The following is a 22,179-nucleotide window of genomic DNA, read 5'->3' as shown; positions in this document are numbered from 1 at the left end:
AGGTGGGACGACGAAATCGAATTCTAACGAATAACCGATTTCTGTCCCACTCTCACTTTTCTCATAGCGGAAAGTTTCGGTATTTTTTGATTTGTTCTAAAAAGAACTCATTTTTATTTCTTTTCAGAATCACTTAACCTATCTTATATTAAAAAAGGTTGTTTATGTTCTAAAAGAATTCTACATGGACTTGTGGTATACTAGGAAGAGATCATTCACTTATGAAGGAGAAAATAATGGTTTTACCAAATTTTAAAGAAAACCTCGAAAAATATGCCAAATTGTTGGTGGCGAACGGCATCAACGTGCAACCTGGCCATACCTTGGCTTTGAACATCGATGTGGAACAAAGAGAATTGGCCCACTTGATTGTGAAGGAAGCCTATGCCTTGGGTGCGCACGAAGTGATTGTCCAATGGGCAGATGATTTTACGACCCGGGAGAAATTCCTCCATGCACCGATGGATCGCTTGGACAACGTGCCTGACTATAAGATTGCAGAGATGAACTACCTCTTGGAACACAAGGCGAGTCGTTTGGGTGTGCGCTCATCTGATCCAGGTGCCTTAAATGGTGTCGATGCAGAGAAATTGTCTGCTTCTGCCAAGGCTTTGGGCATGGCCATGAAACCAATGCGCATCGCCACTCAATCCAACAAGGTTAGCTGGACCGTGGCTGCAGCAGCAGGACTAGAATGGGCGAAAAAGGTCTTCCCAAATGCGACTAGTGATGAAGAAGCAGTGGATCTCCTGTGGGATCAAATCTTCAAGACCTGCCGGGTGTACGAAGAAGACTCAGTCAAGGCTTGGGAAGAGCATGCAGCTATTCTCAAGAGCAAGGCAGATACACTTAATAAAGAACAATTCTCAGCCCTTCACTACACAGCACCAGGGACTGATTTGACTCTTGGCTTGCCGAAGAACCACGTTTGGGAATCTGCTGGAGCTATCAATGCCCAAGGCGAAGGCTTCTTGCCAAACATGCCGACAGAAGAGGTCTTCACAGCTCCTGACTTCCGTCGTGCAGAAGGTCATGTCACTTCCACAAAACCGCTTAGCTACAATGGGAACATCATCGAAGGCATCAAAGTGACCTTTGAAAATGGAGAAATTGTGGATATCACAGCTGAAAAAGGCGATCAAGTCATGAAAGATTTGGTCTTCAAAAACAAGGGAGCGCGTGCCTTGGGGGAATGTGCCCTCGTACCAGACCCAAGCCCAATTTCCCAATCAGGCATTACCTTCTTTAACACCCTCTTTGATGAAAATGCCTCTAACCACTTGGCCATCGGGGCAGCCTATGCAACCAGCGTAGAAGGGGGCGCAGAATTCACAGAAGAAGAACTCGAAGCAGCCGGCCTCAACCGCTCAGACGTCCATGTTGACTTCATGATTGGCTCAAGCCAAATGGATATCGACGGTATCCGTGAGGATGGAACACGCGTACCACTCTTCCGTAATGGAGATTGGGCAATTTAAGGAGAAACTATGATTGGAAGTATGTTTGTCGGTCTTTTGATCGGACTTCTAGCTGGAGCTATCACCAATCGTGGCGAACGCATGGGATGTTTTGGGAAAATGTTCCTGGGCTGGATTGGTGCCTTTTTAGGACAATTACTCTTTGGTGCTTGGGGACCAAGCCTAAACGGTACAGCAATTATCCCATCGATTCTCGGTGCCATGATTTTATTAGCCATCTTCTGGGAAAGAGGAAGCTAGGTTTAACTTGCTAAAACAGATAGAGTGGTTGGAAATCTTCCAACCTCTTTTTTAGTCAAAACTTGATCATCAAAGTAAAATCAGGTATGATGGAAGGTATGTTCTGTTATGATTAAATAAGATAATTATGGCTGTGGTAGACTGGTGAAAAGTTAGTTTAGTTTCTCCGTCTAAGAATGAAACAGTATAGAAAGTAAGATCAATCTATGTTTAAACCAGTAAAACTCGAGTATTTGCCGAAAATGAATTTTCGCTATCGTTTGTTAAAAGTAGAGAATGAGTGGTATTTAATGGAAGTCGATCGGCCAATTATGACAAGTTATTTTCTCCCATGGTTTACCTATTTTGTCCCTCATAAAGCCTATCAGCTGACAGAGGATGAAGTACAAACAATAGCTCCAAAAGTGTTTGAAAGAGATAATAACATACTTTCAACTCAGACTAAAGCAGGGATTTCAGCTCTTGGTGCTGGTTCCTTAGCAGTTTTACTAGGCAGAGCTTTTCCGATAGAGGATTATTTATATTTTACTTCCCATCTACTCAATCTAGTGCTAATGATCCTTGTTCTATGTATTGTTGTTGGGCTTCGTATTTGGCTGAGCACTAGGAAAATAGAGACTGTAATGATGGCTTCTCAAAAAGCCAATACAATCTATTGTCGTCCAATGAAATTGAGGATAGTACTAAAAAAACTTTTTTTAGCGACTTTTGCTTTGTTTCTATCAAGTGCAATGTTTTATTCAGTTTTGAGTAAAAGTAAGCCAAATCTATTTGTTCATATAGGCTTATGTGTTTTTTCATTTTTTTATTTAGCATCAGGTAATGTAGTATTATATGCTTCAGACGATGATTATAAGGTGAAAATTAAAAAAATGAAAAGAGCGGACTAGTTTTTCTCCTAAAGTATAAAACGACCAAGAAAGGACAATCTATGTTTCAACCAGCAAAAATCGAACGGTTGCCCAAAATGAACTTTCGCTACCATTTATTAAAAGTCGATGGGGTGTGGTATTTGATGGAGGTCGATCGGCCGATTATCATCACCTATTTTCTGCCATGGTTTGTTTATTTTATCCCTCATAAAGCCTATCAGCTGACAGAGGATGAAGTGGGAGTCCTAGCTCCGAAAGTGTTTGAGAGAGACAAGAAGCATCAGAGTTTAGTGAATAATCAAATTGGGAAGACCTCGCTTGGTTTAGGTATAACCTCCATGCTATTAGCAAGGGCATTTCCAATAGAAAAATACCTCAATTTTACCTCTCACTTGCTTAATCTATCCTTGATGATGTTGATTTTAATTTTTGTAGTGGGACTTCGGATTTGGATGGGTAGAGGAGAAGGGATGCAGGAAATTGTGGCAGATAAAACACCTCGAAAAGTGTATTGCTTTCCAGAATATATAAAAAATATACTATTACCTCTAATATATGTAACTTTTCTTATAGTCATGTTCATTGCAGTATGTTATGCAATTTTAATAAACTTTGAGCCCAATTTTATAATACATTTTGGTCTATTAATCTCATCATTTCTGTTTTTTATCTCTGGGAATTTAATTTTTTATTCCCCAATTATCTCTTTCAAAGCTAAAATCAAGTAGATCCAGTCGAGTGAAATTCAGAAGCAAGAGCAACATCCATCTGCTTTTGGATCTTAAAAGAATTTTTTAGAAAGGAGTTTGTCATGAAAAACGAAAAGAAAGTCAATATTGAGCAGGCGAACAAAGTCTACTTTAAAAGTTTAGCCAATACACGTGCTTCAGCGGCTATGATGATCAATTCGTGGACAGGCGTATTTCTGTTCGCATTTGAAATCCTTTGTTTTTATTCGTATGATGTATCGAAAGGTATAAAACCATTTAGTCATTGGTTTTTTGATATCCTTGTCATCTATTGTGTTTACCATATCATTGCATTTTTCTTGCCGTTAATGGGGGCATTTATATATAGAAGACAAGTGTTGTCAACGACTCTACTCTTATTCACCTATGCAGGAATGTTTTTATCGCTCCAAGTCATGGGCTTGCTCATCATTGTTTCTGCTCTGGCAAATAAAGAATTTGAGGTAGGTTTCCCAAAATATGGCTTCATCGTCATTACTTTTCTTGTGATTTGTACCTTATTGGGCTTTATTTATCATTATTTTTGGCTTAAGAAGCAGTTAAAGATTGGCTTTTCACCAACTAGAACCTTGGGAAATTATTTCGCAAAATCAAGTAGTTACAGTAGCAATGCCCTAACGATCATCTTCGTCTGCTCCATGATAGGAGCGGCCCTTACTGGCTATTATGGAGTGGTGCTAGGAGTATCCGTAAGCATACTATTCAGTTACGCCTTTACTCAGTTGCTGACAGAAGTGGGTTACCTCTTGTATTTGAAAACAAAAAGCAAGGAATGCTGGGAGGATGAACCTGAGGATAATCCGACGTTGTGGGATTTACTATGGAATTGGTTGAAAGGCTTCAGTCTGAAAAAAGCTAAACTTCGTATTCCGTTAGAAATAGTGAGCTATCTATTGATAATTGTAGCACTTGATCATTTAGGATATGCTGATGCAAGTGTAAGACGACCAATCTGGTTGGTGTGGATTGTCAGAATGATTACCCTAGGAATCGTCTTGGACTTCTTCATTAGCATGGTTCGTGCTATCATGCGCAAGTTTTCGAATAAAAGGCAAGGCAAAAAATAATGAAAAATACCTAACCGAGAGTTCCCTCAGTTAGGTATTTTTGTCATTTACGCTATTCTAAAATCAAAAGGCCTTCTTTAATTTCAAATGGATTGTTTGGATTGATGCGGTCATAGAACATGATACCGTTGGTGTGGTCAATTTCATGTTGAACGACGATGGAGTTGTAGCCTTTGAGTTTGATGCGTTTCTTTTCCCCATCTTTTGTGAAATACTCAACCGTCACGCGGGCATGTCGAACCACATAGCCTGGGACGTTGCGGTCAACAGAGAGACAGCCTTCCCCGTCGCCAAGAGCCGCATCTTGAACAGAATGGGCGACAACCTTTGGATTGTACATGACTTCTTGAAGGCTATAGGCTTCTTTTGGTGGGTTACCATCGGCATCTTCTGGATTGGGAACCAAAACAGCGATGATTCGTTTAGAGATATCCAGCTGAGGAGCTGCGAGTCCCACTCCTCCACGGAGGCCAAGTTTTTCAGCCATAATAGGGTCTTGAGAATGGTGCAAGAATTGCATCATTTTTTCACCTAGGATAATTTCCTGATCAGACAAAGGGAAGGTCACGTCTTCTGCAACAGCTCGAAGTGTGGGATTTCCTTCGCGGATAATGTCATCCATATCAATCAAATGGGATGCTCTTGTAACTTTTTCAATTGCTTTCATCGTTTTACTCTCACTTTCTTTCTACCCTCCATGATAACACAAAAGAGCCTAAAATTAAAGTTATCTGTCGACGGTTTCCGCATGTTTGATGGACAAATCATTCATCCTTTTTGCATCTAAAATCGTATAGATTCGTCCTTCTCTTTGGACTAAGCCCTCTTCGATCATCTGCTTGATGACACGGCTAAGGTGGCGGTAGCTGATCCCAAAACGCAGGGCCAGCTGATTCATCTTGGGCTTGAGGGTCCCATTTTCGTCGCAATGCTTCAGAAAATGCGAGGCGAGGCGTTCCTTGACCGAATAATGAAAGTTGGCAGGAGCCAAATAGTTGATCTGGTGCAATTTCTCAGCCAAGGTCTTGGCCGTAGAGCGCAAAAAGGTTGGATCAAGCAGGAGGCGCTTCTTAAAGTGCAGGGCTGGGAGCTGGACGACTAGCGAGTATTGGTCTGCAATGACTGATGAGATACAGACCCGATCGAGCAGGAGCTCAATCTCTCCTAAGAGTCCAGGTTTTTCTTGGATTTCAAGGATGGTGTCGCTGCCATTTTCGAGACTGTGGACAATCTTAAGCCGGCCTTTGAGAAAATAAGGAATGACATCTTGCTCAGAACCCTGGCGACAGATATAATCTCCAGCCTGGTAGAGAACGAGGTCCAGCTGGCTGAGGCAGTCGCCCGGAAAGATCTGGTCCAATTGGTAGTCTGTGATGATTTCCTTGAGTCTTGTAGATGGGGAAATTTTTTTCATCTCAATCTCCTAAAATAGGACAAATGTCCTGTTTTTCTATTTCTAAATTGATTATACTAGGATTCTATTGAAAATACTAGTTTGAATCTTTTTTGAAAAAACTAGTGAAATCAAAGTATTACCAGTAAAGTATAGGAAATAAAAAAATGAAAAAAACAATGGAAAGAATCAGTCTCTTGAGTTTGTCGCTCATGCTGATCTCATCTTTTTCAATTACAGCCGGTTTGCCAGCTATGAAGGCCTATTTTAGCCAATTCGGCTATACAGCAAGTCAGGTAGAACTCTTGGTTTCCCTGCCAGCTTTTGCGGTCGTGGCCATGCTCTTTTTAAATAGCGTGATCGAGCGGTGGATGAGTGAGCGCCAGATGATTGTTGCAGGGCTCTTGCTCTTTTCAACTAGTGGTCTCGTGCCTTTGTTCGTGCAGGACTATCCTCTCATCTTTCTGAGTCGTTTGCTCTTTGGCTTGGGGACAGGAATGATCAATGCCAAGGCTATTTCAATTATCAGTGAGCGCTACTCAGGCAATGACAAGACCCGGATGCTGGGTTATCGGGGGTCTGCTGAAGTGGTGGGCTCTGCCATCTTGACCTTTATCGTGGGGCAACTCTTGCCTCTGGGATGGCCAGCGATCTTTGCCATATACGGTGGTGGTTACTTTATTTTACTCCTCTATCTCCTTTTTGTTCCCTATCCTAAGGGGAAAAAACAGGCTAGCTTGAAGGAGAAAAAGTCGGGATCCGTCCGCCTACGCTCCCCTCAATGGCGTTTTAGTCTGATGCTAGCCGTGATTGCTGGTATCATCATTTGCTTCAATTCTATTATCAGCCTGCGCGTGCCGGATATCATCGTTGATGCGCGTATCGGAACAGCGACAACAGCTGGAACCGTCTTGAGCCTGATGCAATTGACAGGGATTGTAGCAGGAGTGGGCTTTGCCAGTTTGACACATGTTTTCAAAAAGAACTTGCTCATGATCATGTGCTTTGGTTTCGGTCTGGCTTTTGCCTTGATTGGTTTGTCCAGCCAGCTGTGGAGCCTGATTCTAGGAACCCTCTTGGCCGGTTTTACCTACAGTACGGGAGTTACCAGTATCTTCTATCACCTATCTGAAAAAATCCCGACCAATCTCTTGAACCTTGCGACCTCGCTGGTCTTGATCGGCTGCAATCTCGGGTCAGCCCTCTCTTCTTTCTTCATCCAGTTGGTGACGCCACTAGCTCCTACCAATCATCTGCTCTTTGTCTGGATTGGTGCTTTGATGGTCCTAACGGGAGTCTTCGCCTCACAATTACTAGCACGAACGAAATGATGGAGAAATCATTTCGTTTTTTTAATTCAATCTATTGCGTCCTGTCACTAGCTCGTGTTATTATAGGAGGAGTGTGAAAAAAAGATTAGTTTAAAGGATAGAATAATGAAAAAAATCATGGAGAAAGTGAGTATTCTCGCGCTTTCATTTATTTTGACGACCTCGTTTTCGATTTCGAGTGCGCAGTCGGCCATGTTTGCCTATTACAAGGGAATTCCTCACAGCATGATTGAGCTCTTGGTCTCGCTTCCTTCTGCCGGGATCATGGTTTCACTCATCTTCAATAAATGGATTGGACGCCTATTTTCAGAGCGTCAGATGATTGTGACGGGCTTAGTTGCTTACGCTCTATGTGGCTTTATTCCCTTAATCAGTCCAGCTTATCCGGTTGTCTTTTTGTCTCGGATTATTTTCGGGATGGCGGTTGGCTTACTCAATGTTTCTGCCATTGCCATTATCAGTGAGCGCTATAAAGGAAAAGAACGCGTCCAAACTCTTGGTATTCGTGGTTCTGCAGAAGTTGTTGGGACGGCCGTTTTGACCTTTGGAGTGAGCCTTTTGATTCGCTTTGGCTGGCAGGCTGCCTTTCTCGTTTACGGCATCAGCATTCCTATCTTACTTTTGTATCTCTTATTTGTGCCTTATGGATCTAAGACAGAAGCAGTGGAGGAAAAACACCGGGATGTCAAGATGACGGGGGGACAATGGCGGACGGCACTAGGCTTAGCAGTCGTTGCGGCAGCTATCGTCTTGTCCAATGTCATGATCACCGTTCGGATTCCAAGTGTGGTCGAGCAAGTAGGGCATGGTACTGCCCAAACTGCTGGGATTATTTTAGCAACCATGCAATTTGTCGGAATCCTTGCAGGATTAGCCTTCTCCCCATTAACCCAGCTCTTCCGCGATCGCTTGTTGGTAGTTTCGGGAGTGGCCTATGGCTTGACCCAACTGTTGATCGGGGTTTCTACCAATCTCTGGATGCTCGCCATTGTGACCATCCTTGCAGGTTTTGCCTATAGTGTGGCTCTCACAACTGTTTATAATGTCTTATCTGATCAGATGCCAGCTGGAGTATTAAGTCAGGCAACATCCATTGCGGTGTTGGGGTGTAGTGCAGGTTCGATCGCAACGACCTTTGTCCTTAGTCTATTAGGGACGATCTCATCTGCTCCAGCCTTCATTTTTGGATTTTCTGGTATCCTCATGATCCTGATTTCCTTTTTTGGTCTTTGGATTGTACGAAAGAGCGGGAAGTAATCATGCGACTAGATAAATTTTTAGTGGATTGTGGCGTGGGGAGCAGGTCCGAGGTCAAACAACTCCTCAAGCAAAAGAAAATCGCAGTAAATGGAAAAAAAGAGACAGCAGGAAAACTACAGATTGATCCAGACAAGGATCAGGTGACCTTTATGGGAGAAAACTTGGTCCATGAAACCTTCGTGTATTATCTGCTTAATAAACCAGCTGGAGTCATCTCAGCGACTGAAGATGATCACCACCAAACTGTGGTAGATTTATTGGACGAGACAGCCCGTCACAAGGAAGTATTTCCTGTCGGGCGTCTAGATATCGATACCCATGGCTTACTACTTTTGACCAATAATGGCAAGCTCGCCCATGCCATGCTTTCGCCGAAGAAGCATGTGTCGAAGATCTACCGTGCCCAGGTGGCTGGGATCATGGATGAGGCAGATGTGGCCCGTTTTGAAGCTGGCATTGCCCTCAAAGACTTCACGACCCTGCCTGCGAGATTGCAGATCTTAGAGGTGAATGAGGCAAATACCAGCTCCTACGTCGAAATCGAAATCGCTGAAGGAAAATTCCATCAGGTCAAGCGCATGGTCGCTGCCTGTGGTAAGGAAGTGGTGGATTTAGAGCGGATCTCTATGGGTCCTCTAACGCTAGATCCAACTCTTCCATTGGGAGAATGGCGGAGACTCTATCCTTCTGAACTCAAGTCCCTAGAGGTCTTCGGAGTTCCTTTATAAGCAAAAAACCAAGAGGCTGGGACAAAAGTCCTAGCCTCTCAATTATTTTTAGATTGTCGAGCAAGACGCAGTGGTTGAGTGGGCTCTACTACGCTGATTTCATCAGCTTTTACAGCCCTACTCAACTGTGCGGAGGTGGGACGACGAAATCGAATTCTAACGAATGACCGATTTCTGTCCCACTCTCTATTTTTTCTTTGTTTCAAAAAAATGTACTTAAAATACAAAAAGCATATATATTAGCTTGTCTTCTCAAAGTAAATCGATTATAATGAAAAAAGATAGGTTGTGTATAAATTCACAATATGTAGTGATAATTTTTCTACTCACATACCTTATCTAGTAAACGTAGAAAAAGGAGAAAAATCGTTTATGAAAAAGTGGCTCTATTCTGTTGTGACAACAGTTGCCCTATTTTTACTAGCGGCTTTAGGATTTGCCAAACCCAATAGTCCAGCTAAAGTCCATGCAGATACGATCAATGATGTTGTGACATCTGTAAACATCTCGAAATCAACTGGTGGAGCGATTACAGATCCACTCGGTGTTTGGGAGAGTTTTCAAGTTGAAGCAAACTTTGTGTTGCCAAATGGACGTGTAAAAAAGGGAGATCAGACCGTTATCCAACTTGGAGATGACTTTAAGGTCTTTGAAACGGACACCATTGACCTGCTGGATCCAAGTGGTCAAAAGGTTGCGACAGCAACGGTAGATGATCAAAGAAAGGTCATCACCGTAACCTATACAGATTATCCTGAAAGAATGGCTAATGTGAAAGGGAAACTGCGTTTCTTTGCGCGTGTAGACCACCAAGTTGTCAAAGGACAAAAGACACTTGAGTTTAAACTTAAAATCGATAAAGATGTGATTTCAGGTGGAAATATCGATTACAAAGGGGTCAATCCAGGTGAAAATCCTCCTACTCCAGAAGTCTTTAGCAAGTGGGGTTGGACCAACTCAGATGATAAATTAAAATTGACCTATACCTTGAATATCAATCAAGGTCACACAGCCCTTCATAATATTGATATTAAAGACCATTTGGCCTTTACAGATGGAAAGATCAAGGCAGGTTCTGTCAACATTCATACAGGAACTTGGCAGATCGATAACGAAGATGGTGCCTATCACTTAAGAGACACTACCAACGTCACCAAGAATTATTCCCCTGTTGTCAGTGCTGATGGGCGTTCTTTAACAGTTCATATCGGTGATCTAGCTCCTGAACAAGGAATGACAATTCGCTATGATGTCTATTTGGACAAGGTCCCAGCCATCAATACTTCCTACAAAAACAATGCGAAGATGACAGCTACAGAAATCAAGGAGCAAAATAAGGTTGCAGATATTCTGTATCAATTCCTTGATGGAGACTTCAATGGTGAGAAATACTCCTTCACTATTCATAAAAAAGGTGAAAATGGTCAGGCTCTTGCAGGTGCTGTTTTTGCTGTGACAGCAGATGATACAGGTGAGCAAGTTGGAACCATTACGACAGATGAGAATGGTGTTGGCACCATTACGGGCTTGATCAAGCAGGCTTATACGGTTAAAGAAATTCAAGCTCCGACAGGCTATGTGCTCTCTGAAGAACCTATCAAGATCAGCAAGGATGATTTTGGAAATGACCTCGCGATTTCTCGTGATGTCGTAAACCAAAAAGAAAAAACAAGTGTCTCTGGCCAAAAGACATGGAATGATAATGATAACCAAGATGGCAAGCGTCCGTCAAAAATCACAGTCAATCTCCTAGCAAATGGTGTCAAAGTCGCTTCTAAAGAAGTGAAACCAGATGCTACAGGAACGTGGGCCTATCATTTTGATAATCTCGATGTGGTCGATGATGCTGGTAATGTCATTGCCTACACTATTTCAGAAGAACCTGTCGAAGGTTATGAAACAACTATTGAGGGAACCAATATTACCAACACTCGTACACCAGAAGTTGTTGAAATTCCAGTAACGAAGATTTGGAAAGACAATGATAATCAAGATGGTGTTCGTCCTGACAAGGTTACTGTTCGTCTCCTTGCAGATGGTACAGAAGTAGCTAGCCAAGAGCTAAGTGCAGCAACTGATTGGAAGACAGTCTTTACCAATCTTCCAAAATACAATCACGGCAAACAAATTGTCTACACAGTCACAGAAGACACAGTAGCCAATTACTCTGCTGCGATTGATGGAACAACCATTACCAATAGCTACAAGCCAGGTAAAACCAGCGCTACTGTTACAAAACGTTGGGAAGACAACAATGACCAAGATGGCAAACGTCCAAGCGCCATTAAGGTACAGCTCTATGCAGATGGCAAAGCTCAAGGAAAAGAAGTGGAACTTTCTGCTAAAAATAACTGGACTCATACCTTTAGCAATTTGCCTCTAAAAGCGAAAGGCAAAGAGATCCAGTACCAAGTGAAAGAAGTTGGGACAGTCAAAGGCTATACAAGTACGGTCGATGACAGTAACAAGGGAAATGTAGTGATCACCAATAGCCGCACACCAGAAGTAACAGAAGTAGCGGTCAAGAAGATCTGGGATGATGCAGACAATAAAGAGGGTCTTCGTCCTGAAAAAATCACAGTTCGTCTCCTTGCGGATGGTCAAGAAGTAGCTGTAAAAGAAATCACAGCTACTGATAATTGGCAGGCAAGCTTCACGGATCTACCTGTATACAAGGAAGGTAAGAAGATTGCCTACACGATTACAGAGGATCCAGTAGCAGGTTATACAAGCAACATTGATGGTTTCACGGTAACCAACCGTCATACGCCACCAACAACACCTCCTACCACACCACCAAGCACACCGCCAACGACTCCGCCAACAACACCTCCTACCACACCACCAAGCACACCGCCAACGACTCCACCTACAACTCCACCGACGACACCACCAACAACGCCGCCAAGCACACCGGAAAAACCAGAAACTCCAACTACACCAAAAGAAGGGAAGAAAAAAATTCTTCCATCAACTGGTGAAGTTGTTGCTTACGGGTTGACCATACTCGGTGCACTCTTAGCAATTTTTGCTTTGGCTTTGCTCTTGCGTGGTAAACGGAAAGAAAAATAAGATTCATACCGATAAAGAGGCTGGGACAAAAGTCCTAGCCTCTCAATTATTTTTGGATTGTCGAGCAAGACGCAGTGGTTGAGTGGGCTCTACTACGCTGATTTCATCAGCTTTTACAGCCCTACTCAACTGTGCGGAGGTGGGACGACGAAATCAAATTCTAACGAATTACCGATTTCTGTCCCACTCTCTTTTGAATAAGTTGCTTGAAGAATGATCCATCAAACCGTTCAAATTCCCAAGGTTCTTTTTAGAAATGAGAAAAGCTCCTCTCAAAGGAAACATAAGTGTTTGACAGAAAGATGAAATCTTGGTAGAATAAGAAGGTCGAATAGACAACTAACTCTTTCTTGGTAGCAGGATATGCCAAACCTGCCACTCGGATAGAGCATAAAGAAAAGGAGCTTATCATGGCAATCTCAAAAGAGAAAAAAAATGAAATCATTGCACAATACGCACGTCACGAAGGTGACACTGGTTCAGTAGAAGTACAAGTTGCTGTCCTTACTTGGGAAATCAACCACTTGAACGAACACATCAAACAACACAAAAAAGACCACGCTACTTACCGTGGTTTGATGAAGAAAATCGGTCGCCGTCGTAACTTGTTGGCTTACCTTCGTACAAACGACGTTAACCGTTACCGTGAGTTGATCAACTCTCTTGGACTTCGTCGTTAATCTGCTCTATTTTCCACTTACGCTGCGTTGTCACCTTGCCTCGATATACTCAAGTATTATCTTCGGCTGTGGTTCCTAGCATCGTAAGGTAAAATAGACCAGATCTATCTCCCTTCGGGGAGATTTTTTGTTTTCACTAGGATTTTAGCCCGAGCTCAAAACAGCTCTCTGAATTCAGAGGGCTGTTCTTTTTTGCCAAGTGCTTAGGCCGTGTTCAATTGAGCATATCTTGAAATAAAGCTACTCTAGTTGAGTAGCTTTTTTGTTTTTTGTCACCTTGCCTCGATATACTCGAGTATAATCTTCGGCTACGGTTCCTAGCATCGTAAGGTAAAATAGACCAGAACTATCTCCCTTCGGGGAGCTTTTTTGTTTTCAGAAGAAATCCGGTACAATCTTCGGTTCGTCGCCTTGTCTAGAAACGTTTTATGCAGCAAGAATGGAGCTCTCTGAATTCAGAGGGCTTTTTTATTGAGGTTTTATCGGCCACAATTTTGGAGACTACAAAAACTCATGGTTTATTCACTCCTTTTTATTCACGGTTTTATCGGCCACAATTTTGGAGACTACAAAAACCTCAAATGGTAGCAGTCTGCAAGCCCCCTCGGAGATCCCACACTTTACGAAGTAAAGTATAGTGGGTTATACTTTACATGGAAGTAGTCACCGAATTCCAGTTAGAAATTACTTTGTAACTACGTTTTGAGGAGGAGTAAAATGCTTTCCTACGTTCGACATTACCCACTAGCGATAGCTAAATTAATGTGTCTGTGCTTCCCTAAAATTTGCTGATTTATTACTGACTAATACAGGAGTTTTTTATGGGACAGACAATCATATCTGCTATTGGTGTTTATATTTCCACCAGTATCGATTATTTAATTATTTTAATTATTTTATTTGCACAGCTATCACAGAATAAACAGAAATGGCATATTTATGCGGGGCAATATCTAGGCACAGGCTTACTTGTAGGGGCGAGTTTAGTTGCTGCTTATGTCGTCAATTTCGTGCCTGAAGCATGGATGGTTGGATTGCTTGGTTTAATCCCTATCTATTTAGGGATTCGCTTTGCAATTGTTGGAGAAGGTGAGGAAGAAGAGGAAGAAATTATTGAAAGATTTGAACAAAGCAAGGCAAATCAACTGTTTTGGACAGTTACATTGCTGACAATTGCGTCTGGCGGAGATAATTTAGGTATCTATATACCTTATTTTGCTTCGTTAGATTGGTCACAGACACTCGTGGCGTTGCTTGTGTTTGCAATCGGCATAATTATCTTTTGCGAGCTTAGTCGTGTGCTATCCTCTATGCCGTTAATATCTGAGACAATTGAAAAATATGAGCGAATCGTTGTGCCCTTAGTATTCATTACACTTGGACTATACATCATGTATGAAAATGGCACGATAGAGCCTACAATCTTCGGTTCGTCGCCTTCTCTAGAACGGTTTTATCCAGTATAATCTTCGGCTACGGTTCCTAGCATCGTAAGGTAAAATAGACCAGATCGATCTCCCTTCGGGGAGATTTTTTGTTTTGTTGTCTTTTCCTTTTCGCACAAGATCCATCATTCTGAGGAAGTCGTTTTGTTTGACAGATGTAATGAACAGTGTTACAATGGATACATCTTAAGAAATAGAGGTTACTGATATGATTGAAATTACATATCTAGATGGTGCAAAACATGAAAGAGTCATGCATTTTGATTCCTATGAAGAGTTTGAACGCTCCCAACAAGCTTGCTTGATTGGTGTAGCGGATTACTATCCCGTACAAAAATTGACCTATAATGGGCACGAACTCGATTACCACGGAACTTACGGAGATGTCTTCTTCTATTTGATGAAGCAAGACCTCGATCAATACAAAAACTAAAGGAGAAAAACAATGGTAAAAGCAATTACAGATGCAACATTTGAAGCAGAAACGAAAGAAGGATTAGTCTTGGTAGACTTTTGGGCAACCTGGTGTGGTCCATGTCGCATGCAAGCTCCTATCTTAGAAAAATTATCGGAAGAACTCTCGGAAGATGAGTTAAAAATCCTGAAAATGGATGTGGACGAAAATCCTGAAACAGCGCGTGCTTTCGGCATTATGTCAATCCCAACCTTGCTCTTCAAAAAAGATGGGCAGGTTGTCAAACAAGTAGCAGGGGTACACACTGCAGCACAAATTAAGGCCATTGTGGCTGAATTGAGTTAATATCCTAAGCACTTCCATTGGTAAAATAGGAGTGCTTTTTTATATCCAAAGAAAGAGCCCTGTCCTTTTATATGAGGAGCAAGGCTCTTTTATCTTCAATAATTTTTCACGAAAAGTGACTTAGAATATTTTGGAGAGTTTAACTTTCACTATCAACAGTTAGTATTGAAAAGATTGAATGGCCACTTTTAACTCATCTTGTAAAAAGTTTCTTTGGTCAAGTTGAATATAGACTTCTAACAGACAGGATCTAAGGTTGGAAAATTTATAAAAATCTTCCCTTTCCTCTATTGGGAAGTCAAGCATTTTTATCCAAGAAGCTACTTGTTCTTGCTCGATTTTCCCTTGCAAAATAGGTTCATAGAGCACTCTAGCTAAGCGCCAATCCTCATCATCGGTAAAACGAATTGAAATTCTTTTAAAGACTTGGCCCAGTATGTTCAATCCTTCATGAACTTTTTTATTGGGAAATTCTGGATGACAAACTACTTCTGTCAAAAGATCAGCTCCATGCGCAAAAGCGTGAACCCAGCCATACTGGCTGGAAAAACCTGTTGTATCCTTTTCTTTTAAAAGATAGTGTAAGCCTTGATCCAGTAAAATATATCTTATATCAGCTTTTAATCTTTGATAAAAAATCGATTGTTGGTTGGCATCTGCAGACAAGAGATTGGCATAAACGAGTGCTCTAAAAGAACGTTCAAGTGTTGATGGCCCAATCTTATCAATCTCTTTTTCTATTCCTTCGTCGGATGAAATCGTCTCAGCAATGAAATGAAATTGTTCTCGTGTAAAGAGTTCTTCCTGAATCCCTCTAGCCAAGCTTGTAAAAACGAGATCATCACGAATTTCTGGTGAAGGATCACCCAAATGTTCCAGCAACCACTGGATTTCTTCTCGACTATAGCTTGGTTTTTCTTCTGTCACTTTACTTTGTAATTCTTGATACATCCCTAGCACCTCTGCATTTCCACTAGCATATTTTAGAGTTAGCTGTAGAGGAGTTTATTCTCCCAATTCTGCACTGTAGGCAATAATTTGATCCACAGTGTCTGAAAGGAATTGGATGGTATCGCGAAGTGGTTTGTCAGTTGAGATATCTGCTCCGATGATCATGGCTGACTCAAGTGGGGTCTTGCTACCACCTGATTTGAGGAGGTCCAGCCAATCTTTAGCTCCATTTTCGGAGTTCTTCAAATGCAGGTAACCCGCTGTTGAGATAACCAAGCCTGCTGAGTAGGTGTAGCTGTAAAGCCCCATGTAGTAGTGGCTTTGGCGCATCCAGGTCAAAGCTGCATCGTCATCGATTTCAACGGCGTCTCCCCAGAATTCGGTCAAGACTTCCTTCATGATGCTGTTGAGCTTGCTAGCACCGAAGGTACCACCTTCTTCGATCAGGGTGTAGACCTTGCGTTGGAAGGCTGCTTCCAACAAGTGGGTGATGAAGTTGTGGAAGTAGGTATCTGTCAAACGGTGAGCCAAGGCAAAGCGTTTTTGACGAGGATCGTCAAACTGGTGTTCCAAATAGTCGCTGAGGAGGAGCTCGTTAAAGGTAGAAGGAGCTTCCACATAGTAGGTCGACATGTGGGCGTTGAAGTAGCTTTGGTTGTTGTCTGAGAAGATAAACTGACCAGAGTGTCCGATCTCGTGGATCAGGGTGTAGACATCGCTCATGCGTCCTGTCCAGCTCATGAGGACATAAGGATGAACGCGGTATGGATCGGCTGCATAGCCACCAGAATCCTTACCTTCATTGGCTGCGAAATCAACCCAGCGTTCGGTTTGGTAGCGGGCAATTTCGCGGGAATATTCTTCCCCAAGAGGTGCCACAGATTTCATGACCAAGTCATAGGCATCATCAATGGTAACATCAGGGTTGAGCGCACTGTCCAAGTCTAACTTCCAATCAGCAAAGGTCATTTTCTCAAGACCGTTGACCTTTGCTACGTGTTTGAGGAATTTTTGAGCGACTGGAGCGAAGTCCTTCATGATTAGGTCAATCTGGCGGTCAAACATAGAGCGATCCACTTCCTGCTCAGCTAAGAGATAGTCAAAGACAGAGTCATAGCCCCGCATATCTGCGATCAGTTTTTCAGACTTAACTTGAGCTAGATAGGTAGCTGCAGCTGTGTTTTGGTGCTTGCGGAGACCTTCTGAGAAAGAACGAAAGGCTTTTTCACGGACTTCCGCATTCTCATGGTTTTGGTAGAAGTTTTCATAGGTGACAAAGCTATTCTTGTAAACTTTTCCGTCCACTTCGAAATCAGCCATTTCAAAGTCGCCCGCCCGCATCTTGGTATAGATGTCTTGTGGTCCGTAGAAGACTTCACCCAGGTTGGTCAACGTTTTTTCGACATCAGCTCCTAAGTAGTGAGCTTTTTTGATTTTAGCCTGACGAATGGCAAAAGTGAGGTGAGGGAGTTGACCCAGGCGTTCAAGGACATCTTCATCCGCTTCTACCAAAGCATCATCAAAGAAGGAAAGTTCAACGCTTGCCCAAGTTTCGAAATCCATCCCCGCTTGAGCAATCTCTGCGAAAGCTTCATCACCAAAGTCAGTGGTTTGTGGCATAAAACTGTAGTTGCCAATGTGGCTGAGTTGGATCTGAATTTGTTCAAAGACCGCAAAGGCAGCTTCAAAGTCTTCAAAAGTGTGGAGCCTACCCTTGTAGTTACGGACGAATTCATTAATTTCCTCGCGGGTTTTTTCAATGGCACGCAAGAAGTCTTCCTGGTCTTGATAGAGGGCTGTGAGGTCCCAGAGTTCCTTCTCAGGAAATTCAGAACGTTTTTTTAATTCCATAGTGTTCTCCTTTTGATCAAATAACTATACTAAGTATATCAGAAAAAGGAGCAGAAACATAGAGGGAGAGGGGAAAATGCTTGTGTAAAAATCTTCACATATCTCAAATTCTAATAGTCGATTAATTATTGAAAAATATAATTAGCTTTGGTATAATATCAAAACATAGTAATATTTTATTGCGATGTATTATTAAAACTGTGGGAGTTTTAAAAAGGAGAAAAAATGAAAAAATCTACAAAACAAACGATCGCACTTGGGGCAAGTATTATCGCTGCTACTGCTGTAACTTCAGTTGTACAAGCTGAAGAAGCGTCAGTTGCTCAACCTCAGACAGGGACATCAGCAACTGTTTCAAATATCGATCGTACTGCTGAGGTTACAAAAGAGGCAGTTGATACAGCAAAAGAGCAAGCTGATGCTGCGGCTAAAACGGTAACAGAACAAGAAAAGGTTGTCAGTGCAGCGGATCAAAAGGCTAAGGAAGCAGAAGCAGCTGAAAAAACAGCTGCAGCAACCTATGAAAAAACAAAAGAAGCTGCGAAGGAAGCAACTCCTGAAAATATTTCAAAAGCTGAAGAAGCCATTAAAACAAAAGAGGCTGGTGTGAAATCAGCTGAAGAAAGTGTAAAAACGGCTGAAGAAGGTGTGAAATCAGCTGAGACAGCAGAAGCCGAATCAGGAAAAAAATATGAAGAGGCTACTAAAAAAATAGAAGATGAAAAAGCAAAAGTCGCATTAGCCAAGGAAGAAGTGAAGAAGGCAGAACAAACTCTTAATGAGACAACACTGACCAGAGCACAGGAGACAGTGACGATTGCGGGAAATAAACTGAAAGATGCAGAGTCTGTGAATAAAGCAGCTCAAGATGAATTGACTCGTGCAAAAGAATTCGACGCATCTCGTCACGCTAAAATTGATGAAACAAAATCAGCTCTCGATAAAGAACGCACTGAAAAGAACATTCCTGCTCTCGAACAAGGTCTCGCTGATGCAAAAGCTAATGTAGAAGCTAAAGAAAAAGCTCTTGCTGAAACAAAAGCTAAAGCAGGTGTCGCTCAAACTGAAGTCGATGCTGCTCAAAAAGCACTCGATGCAGCAAACGCTGCTTATCAAGAAAAAGTTGCTAAATTGCAACAAGACGAAGCTCTCCGTAAAATTGTTATCCCTGCTGAATACGCAAAACACGACATTAAAGATTACGCATGGTTCATCTCTCATAAAGATGAACTCCGGGCATTGCAACCTAAAATCAACTGGGATGCATACAACCAAACAGCTCTTGGAACAAACAAAGACAAAGTTGACCTTGAAAACCTCACATCCGCACAACGTAAAGAAATTGCTGAATTCGTATCTCAAATGTTGAACGACCTTAACCAACAATACTGGTCTCAACGTGAACCTGGTAAAGCTCATACACCAATCCAATTGACAGTTGGTGGTCAAGAATTTGCAGACGCTATCGCGCGTGGATACTCTAAGTTCTACGCAGACAACGGCGGAACACCTGACAAATTCAACTTCGCTAAAAACTGGGGTCACCAATACTCAGTTCTTCGTCCATATAACGCATCTGAATCCCTCGGTGGACTTTTACCTGAATGGCACAAAGAAAACATGGGCGGATACAACATGTTGAACTTAAAACAAGACATCGCTAACGTTATTCGTGAAATGATGTTCGCTGATGGTGACCAAGCAAACGGACACGCTAAACACTTGATTTCACTTGAAGGCACAGGTATCGGATTTAGCGTAAGCTCAGGTTCTGTACACATCTTGTCAACAAACCGTCCAACAAACCAAGACAAAGGTGATTACATCAGCACTGACGCTGAATACAAAGCATCTTTGACATCATCTGTTGAAGCAGAAGAACAAGCTCTTCAAGCGGCTAAAGATAAGAAAGCAACTGCTGACCAAGCTGTTACATCTGCTGAAAATGATCTTGCTTCTGCAAAATCCGCTCAAGTTGACGCTCAAACTGCATTGAACGCGGCTCAAAACGCTATCGCTAAAGCTCAACAAGCTTACGATGAAGCACTTGCTGTCAAAGAACAAACTCCTGCAGCTCAAGACAAAGTCACTGAAACAGCGAAAGCTCTTCAAACAGCTAAAGATGAACTTGCAACAGCTAAATCAAATCTTGCAAACTTGCAACAAGTTCGTGCACAACGCGAATCTGAATTGAAAGACGCTAAAGCTAAATTGATTGCTCAAGAAGAAGCTCTTAAAGTAGCTCTCAAATCAGCAATCGATGCCGAAAACGATTTGAAAGCAAAAGGTCTTGCAACAACTGAAGCTAAAGCTCAAGTTGAACGTGCTAAACAAGCTGTTAAATCAGCTGAACAAGCAGTCAAAGAATCTAAAGATTATCTTGAATTGCTTAAGAACGCACCTGTAAAACTCGCTGAAGCTAAAAAAGTATTAACTGAAGCAAAAGCTAAAACAGCTGAAGCTAAAGCAACTCTTGAAACTGAAATTGCAAAACTTGAAGCTTTGAAATTGAAAGCAAAAGCTTCTCAAGAAGACTACATTCGTGTCTTCGAAGCTTATCAAAAACTTGTTAAAGCAAAACAATTGGAAGAAACAATTCGTCGTGAACAAGAACGTATCAAACACGAAGAAGAAACTCGTCGCAACGAACCAGTTCGTCATGAACCAACTGAAAACAAAGTGATGAAGACAACTGTCCCAATCGTAACAGGAACACCTGGTGCAATCACACCAGCAACACCTCAAGTTAAACAAACTAAACAAGCAAACACGAAAGAATTACCGTCAACTGGTGAATCTACAAGTGCACTTGGACTTATGGGCGTAGCTATGACAGCTCTAGGTCTTGCTGGATTGAAACGCAAACGCGAATCAAAATAAAAACACTATTTAGGCTGGGGAAACCCAGCCTAAAATGATATAATTTTAAGAAAAAGATTGTTAAATGGGGAATTTTTTATGAAAAAGGTTATGATTACACTATTAGCAGGTGCATCCGTGCTATCTTTAGTGGCTTGTGCACCCAAACGTTATGAACGCCAAAGTAAACCAAAAGCGGCAAGCTCTTCGTCGGTCAAAAAAGAGAAGAAGGATACAGGTCAGAAGCACTATCAAGAGGTTTTGGAGCGGTATGCTAAGTATGATGCAGCTCTTAAAAATGGGGATAAAGCAGGCCTCTTTGAGGAATTAGGCAAATTACAATCGGGTTCAGAAGAAAATATCTATCTGGATGCCTTGGAACGCTTGGGAACTCCCGTCACCTTCCAATATGCATTTACAGACTTGAACCAAGATGGAGTGGATGAGCTCTTGGTGTCTAATCAATACACGGGAAACAAACAGTATGTTTCTGCTATCTATTACCTTAAAGGTCAAAAAGCTGAATTGCTCCATACAGCTTATACAGCTGCGGTGGGTGGCTATCGCTCAAGTTTAGATGTTTTTGACAATGGACAAATTGTCTATGCTACTTGGCAATCCATTAATCCAGAAATGGAATTGACCCTTTATTCGCTAGGCAAAGGGGAGGCCAAGGAAGAAAAGAAAGCAACCATTCAAATTGGAGGCAAGGAAACAGCAGAGCAAGCTCTTGGGATTTCAGCCAAGAAGTTGGACCTTAGTAAGCTTGACTGGAAAACGTTTGAGGATTCAGGAGACTCTAAATCAACAGCAAAAGCAGAAGAGAAAAAATCGGAAAGCTTCCAAGTACAAGTTAGCGTAGCTGATCTCCGTATTCGAAAAGAGCCCTCAACCTCAGCTCCCTCTGCAGGGATGATCGCAAAAGGAACTCACACCATTACGGAAACTGTAGAGGCAGATGGCCATACCTGGGGCAAATTGGAATCTGGACAAGGCTGGATCGCCCTTGAATTCACAACGCGCGTGGATGGTTCTAAATCAGCAAGCTCAAGTAAAAAAAGCAGCGGAATGAATATTCAAGAGATTCAGAACGGAAATTTCTCAAGTATCGCAGGAACCTGGAGAAATGGGAAAGGGATGAGTGTAACATTTGATGATAACGGTATATCAAAGATCAATGGTGAACCAACAGACCAGGTTGTAGACCGCTTTAATCATGAATTTGGATACTTAAGCAGTAGTGTTCATTCAACTGCCCCAGCTGGTGCTTCAGCAATGAGTTTTTTCCCAGCAGGTCAAGAGTTTCCCGCATCATTAAAATATGGAAATTTTTCTGTTGATAATAGCAAGGATATTATTTATTGGGGTCAAAATGTTATTTCAGATCAAAGCGACTTGTTCTATAAGGAAGACTAAAAAAGGTTAGAAAATTAACTTATATTT

At 42.0% G+C, this 22,179-nt stretch carries 19 protein-coding genes; 15 read left to right on the top strand and 4 right to left on the bottom strand.

Annotated elements, in window-relative coordinates; translation table 11 throughout:
• Positions 1-236: 236 nt before the first annotated feature.
• The 5 genes from LIZ08_RS07180 to LIZ08_RS07160 all read left to right on the top strand — a co-directional run bounded on the left by LIZ08_RS07180 (position 237) and on the right by LIZ08_RS07160 (position 4,406).
• Entirely contained in the window at positions 237-1,478 is a 1,242-nt protein-coding gene (locus LIZ08_RS07180; RefSeq protein WP_227038585.1) for an aminopeptidase, read from the top strand.
• A gap of 9 nt (positions 1,479-1,487) precedes the next feature.
• Positions 1,488-1,718, top strand: coding sequence for a GlsB/YeaQ/YmgE family stress response membrane protein (locus LIZ08_RS07175; RefSeq protein WP_003010011.1), 231 nt, complete (start codon positions 1,488-1,490; stop codon positions 1,716-1,718).
• Positions 1,719-1,924: 206 nt separating this feature from the next.
• Complete coding sequence (locus LIZ08_RS07170) at positions 1,925-2,608, top strand: DUF443 family protein (RefSeq protein ID WP_003010013.1); 684 nt, start codon at positions 1,925-1,927, stop codon at positions 2,606-2,608.
• Positions 2,609-2,649: 41 nt separating this feature from the next.
• Entirely contained in the window at positions 2,650-3,318 is a 669-nt protein-coding gene (locus tag LIZ08_RS07165; RefSeq protein WP_201088188.1) for a DUF443 family protein, read from the top strand.
• A gap of 83 nt (positions 3,319-3,401) precedes the next feature.
• Entirely contained in the window at positions 3,402-4,406 is a 1,005-nt protein-coding gene (locus tag LIZ08_RS07160) for a hypothetical protein (RefSeq protein ID WP_003010017.1), read from the top strand.
• A gap of 52 nt (positions 4,407-4,458) precedes the next feature.
• Here the strand turns inward: LIZ08_RS07160 and def are convergent, their stop codons facing one another.
• Complete coding sequence (gene def, locus LIZ08_RS07155) at positions 4,459-5,073, bottom strand: peptide deformylase (protein WP_003010019.1); 615 nt, start codon at positions 5,071-5,073, stop codon at positions 4,459-4,461.
• 60 nt (positions 5,074-5,133) lie between these two features.
• Positions 5,134-5,820, bottom strand: a complete 687-nt coding sequence (locus tag LIZ08_RS07150; protein WP_227038584.1) for a cyclic nucleotide-binding domain-containing protein — start codon at positions 5,818-5,820, stop codon at positions 5,134-5,136.
• A gap of 146 nt (positions 5,821-5,966) precedes the next feature.
• Between LIZ08_RS07150 and LIZ08_RS07145 the strand changes: the two genes are divergently transcribed.
• From LIZ08_RS07145 to trxA, 8 genes are all read left to right on the top strand, one after another.
• Positions 5,967-7,130 carry an MFS transporter gene (locus LIZ08_RS07145; RefSeq protein WP_227038583.1) on the top strand — a complete coding sequence of 388 codons (1,164 nt, stop codon included), beginning with the start codon at positions 5,967-5,969 and terminating at the stop codon, positions 7,128-7,130.
• A 105-nt stretch (positions 7,131-7,235) separates the two neighbouring features.
• On the top strand, positions 7,236-8,387 hold the full coding sequence (locus tag LIZ08_RS07140; protein WP_227038582.1) for an MFS transporter: 1,152 nt from the start codon (positions 7,236-7,238) through the stop codon (positions 8,385-8,387).
• Positions 8,388-8,389: 2 nt separating this feature from the next.
• On the top strand, positions 8,390-9,118 hold the full coding sequence (locus LIZ08_RS07135; protein ID WP_024056310.1) for a pseudouridine synthase: 729 nt from the start codon (positions 8,390-8,392) through the stop codon (positions 9,116-9,118).
• A 372-nt stretch (positions 9,119-9,490) separates the two neighbouring features.
• Positions 9,491-12,190 carry a Cna B-type domain-containing protein gene (locus LIZ08_RS07130; protein WP_227038581.1) on the top strand — a complete coding sequence of 900 codons (2,700 nt, stop codon included), beginning with the start codon at positions 9,491-9,493 and terminating at the stop codon, positions 12,188-12,190.
• Positions 12,191-12,600: 410 nt separating this feature from the next.
• The gene (gene rpsO / locus LIZ08_RS07125) at positions 12,601-12,870 is read left to right on the top strand and encodes a 30S ribosomal protein S15 (protein WP_003004251.1); all 270 of its coding nucleotides are present in this window, start codon (positions 12,601-12,603) and stop codon (positions 12,868-12,870) included.
• Between the two features lie 821 nt (positions 12,871-13,691).
• Positions 13,692-14,336, top strand: coding sequence for a CadD family cadmium resistance transporter (locus tag LIZ08_RS07120; protein ID WP_003010035.1), 645 nt, complete (start codon positions 13,692-13,694; stop codon positions 14,334-14,336).
• Between the two features lie 187 nt (positions 14,337-14,523).
• On the top strand, positions 14,524-14,748 hold the full coding sequence (locus LIZ08_RS07115) for a DUF4649 family protein (RefSeq protein WP_049487777.1): 225 nt from the start codon (positions 14,524-14,526) through the stop codon (positions 14,746-14,748).
• Between the two features lie 12 nt (positions 14,749-14,760).
• Positions 14,761-15,075: a thioredoxin gene (gene trxA, locus LIZ08_RS07110; RefSeq protein WP_023919472.1), complete on the top strand. Its 315-nt coding sequence runs from the start codon at positions 14,761-14,763 to the stop codon at positions 15,073-15,075.
• Between the two features lie 159 nt (positions 15,076-15,234).
• On the opposite strand, the gene LIZ08_RS07105 is transcribed toward trxA, so the two are convergent.
• Positions 15,235-16,026, bottom strand: a complete 792-nt coding sequence (locus LIZ08_RS07105) for a DUF2785 domain-containing protein (protein WP_125826731.1) — start codon at positions 16,024-16,026, stop codon at positions 15,235-15,237.
• A gap of 54 nt (positions 16,027-16,080) precedes the next feature.
• A complete protein-coding gene (gene pepF / locus LIZ08_RS07100; protein WP_227038580.1) occupies positions 16,081-17,877 on the bottom strand; it encodes an oligoendopeptidase F in 1,797 nt (598 codons plus the stop codon).
• Between the two features lie 225 nt (positions 17,878-18,102).
• Here pepF and LIZ08_RS07095 point away from each other — a divergent pair, with 225 nt between their 5' ends.
• Both LIZ08_RS07095 and LIZ08_RS07090 read left to right on the top strand, forming a co-directional pair.
• Positions 18,103-20,757, top strand: a complete 2,655-nt coding sequence (locus LIZ08_RS07095) for an SEC10/PgrA surface exclusion domain-containing protein (protein WP_227038579.1) — start codon at positions 18,103-18,105, stop codon at positions 20,755-20,757.
• A gap of 78 nt (positions 20,758-20,835) precedes the next feature.
• The gene (locus tag LIZ08_RS07090) at positions 20,836-22,152 is read left to right on the top strand and encodes a DUF6287 domain-containing protein (protein WP_227038578.1); all 1,317 of its coding nucleotides are present in this window, start codon (positions 20,836-20,838) and stop codon (positions 22,150-22,152) included.
• Positions 22,153-22,179 lie beyond the last annotated feature (27 nt).

The organism is Streptococcus sp. 210928-DFI.4.42, assembly GCF_020554365.1.
Taxonomy (GTDB): domain Bacteria; phylum Bacillota; class Bacilli; order Lactobacillales; family Streptococcaceae; genus Streptococcus; species Streptococcus parasanguinis_S.
This window is presented reverse-complemented; position numbering and strand designations above follow the sequence as displayed.

Bases quoted from the DNA above. Each gene is read 5' to 3' on its own strand.
- LIZ08_RS07180 (WP_227038585.1), top strand. From the start codon at position 237: ATGGTTTTACCAAATTTTAAAGAAAACCTCGAAAAATATGCCAAATTG.
- LIZ08_RS07175 (WP_003010011.1), top strand. From the start codon at position 1,488: ATGATTGGAAGTATGTTTGTCGGTCTTTTGATCGGACTTCTAGCTGGA.
- LIZ08_RS07170 (WP_003010013.1), top strand. From the start codon at position 1,925: ATGTTTAAACCAGTAAAACTCGAGTATTTGCCGAAAATGAATTTTCGC.
- LIZ08_RS07165 (WP_201088188.1), top strand. From the start codon at position 2,650: ATGTTTCAACCAGCAAAAATCGAACGGTTGCCCAAAATGAACTTTCGC.
- LIZ08_RS07160 (WP_003010017.1), top strand. From the start codon at position 3,402: ATGAAAAACGAAAAGAAAGTCAATATTGAGCAGGCGAACAAAGTCTAC.
- def (WP_003010019.1), bottom strand. From the start codon at position 5,073: ATGAAAGCAATTGAAAAAGTTACAAGAGCATCCCATTTGATTGATATG.
- LIZ08_RS07150 (WP_227038584.1), bottom strand. From the start codon at position 5,820: ATGAAAAAAATTTCCCCATCTACAAGACTCAAGGAAATCATCACAGAC.
- LIZ08_RS07145 (WP_227038583.1), top strand. From the start codon at position 5,967: ATGAAAAAAACAATGGAAAGAATCAGTCTCTTGAGTTTGTCGCTCATG.
- LIZ08_RS07140 (WP_227038582.1), top strand. From the start codon at position 7,236: ATGAAAAAAATCATGGAGAAAGTGAGTATTCTCGCGCTTTCATTTATT.
- LIZ08_RS07135 (WP_024056310.1), top strand. From the start codon at position 8,390: ATGCGACTAGATAAATTTTTAGTGGATTGTGGCGTGGGGAGCAGGTCC.
- LIZ08_RS07130 (WP_227038581.1), top strand. From the start codon at position 9,491: ATGAAAAAGTGGCTCTATTCTGTTGTGACAACAGTTGCCCTATTTTTA.
- rpsO (WP_003004251.1), top strand. From the start codon at position 12,601: ATGGCAATCTCAAAAGAGAAAAAAAATGAAATCATTGCACAATACGCA.
- LIZ08_RS07120 (WP_003010035.1), top strand. From the start codon at position 13,692: ATGGGACAGACAATCATATCTGCTATTGGTGTTTATATTTCCACCAGT.
- LIZ08_RS07115 (WP_049487777.1), top strand. From the start codon at position 14,524: ATGATTGAAATTACATATCTAGATGGTGCAAAACATGAAAGAGTCATG.
- trxA (WP_023919472.1), top strand. From the start codon at position 14,761: ATGGTAAAAGCAATTACAGATGCAACATTTGAAGCAGAAACGAAAGAA.
- LIZ08_RS07105 (WP_125826731.1), bottom strand. From the start codon at position 16,026: ATGTATCAAGAATTACAAAGTAAAGTGACAGAAGAAAAACCAAGCTAT.
- pepF (WP_227038580.1), bottom strand. From the start codon at position 17,877: ATGGAATTAAAAAAACGTTCTGAATTTCCTGAGAAGGAACTCTGGGAC.
- LIZ08_RS07095 (WP_227038579.1), top strand. From the start codon at position 18,103: ATGAAAAAATCTACAAAACAAACGATCGCACTTGGGGCAAGTATTATC.
- LIZ08_RS07090 (WP_227038578.1), top strand. From the start codon at position 20,836: ATGAAAAAGGTTATGATTACACTATTAGCAGGTGCATCCGTGCTATCT.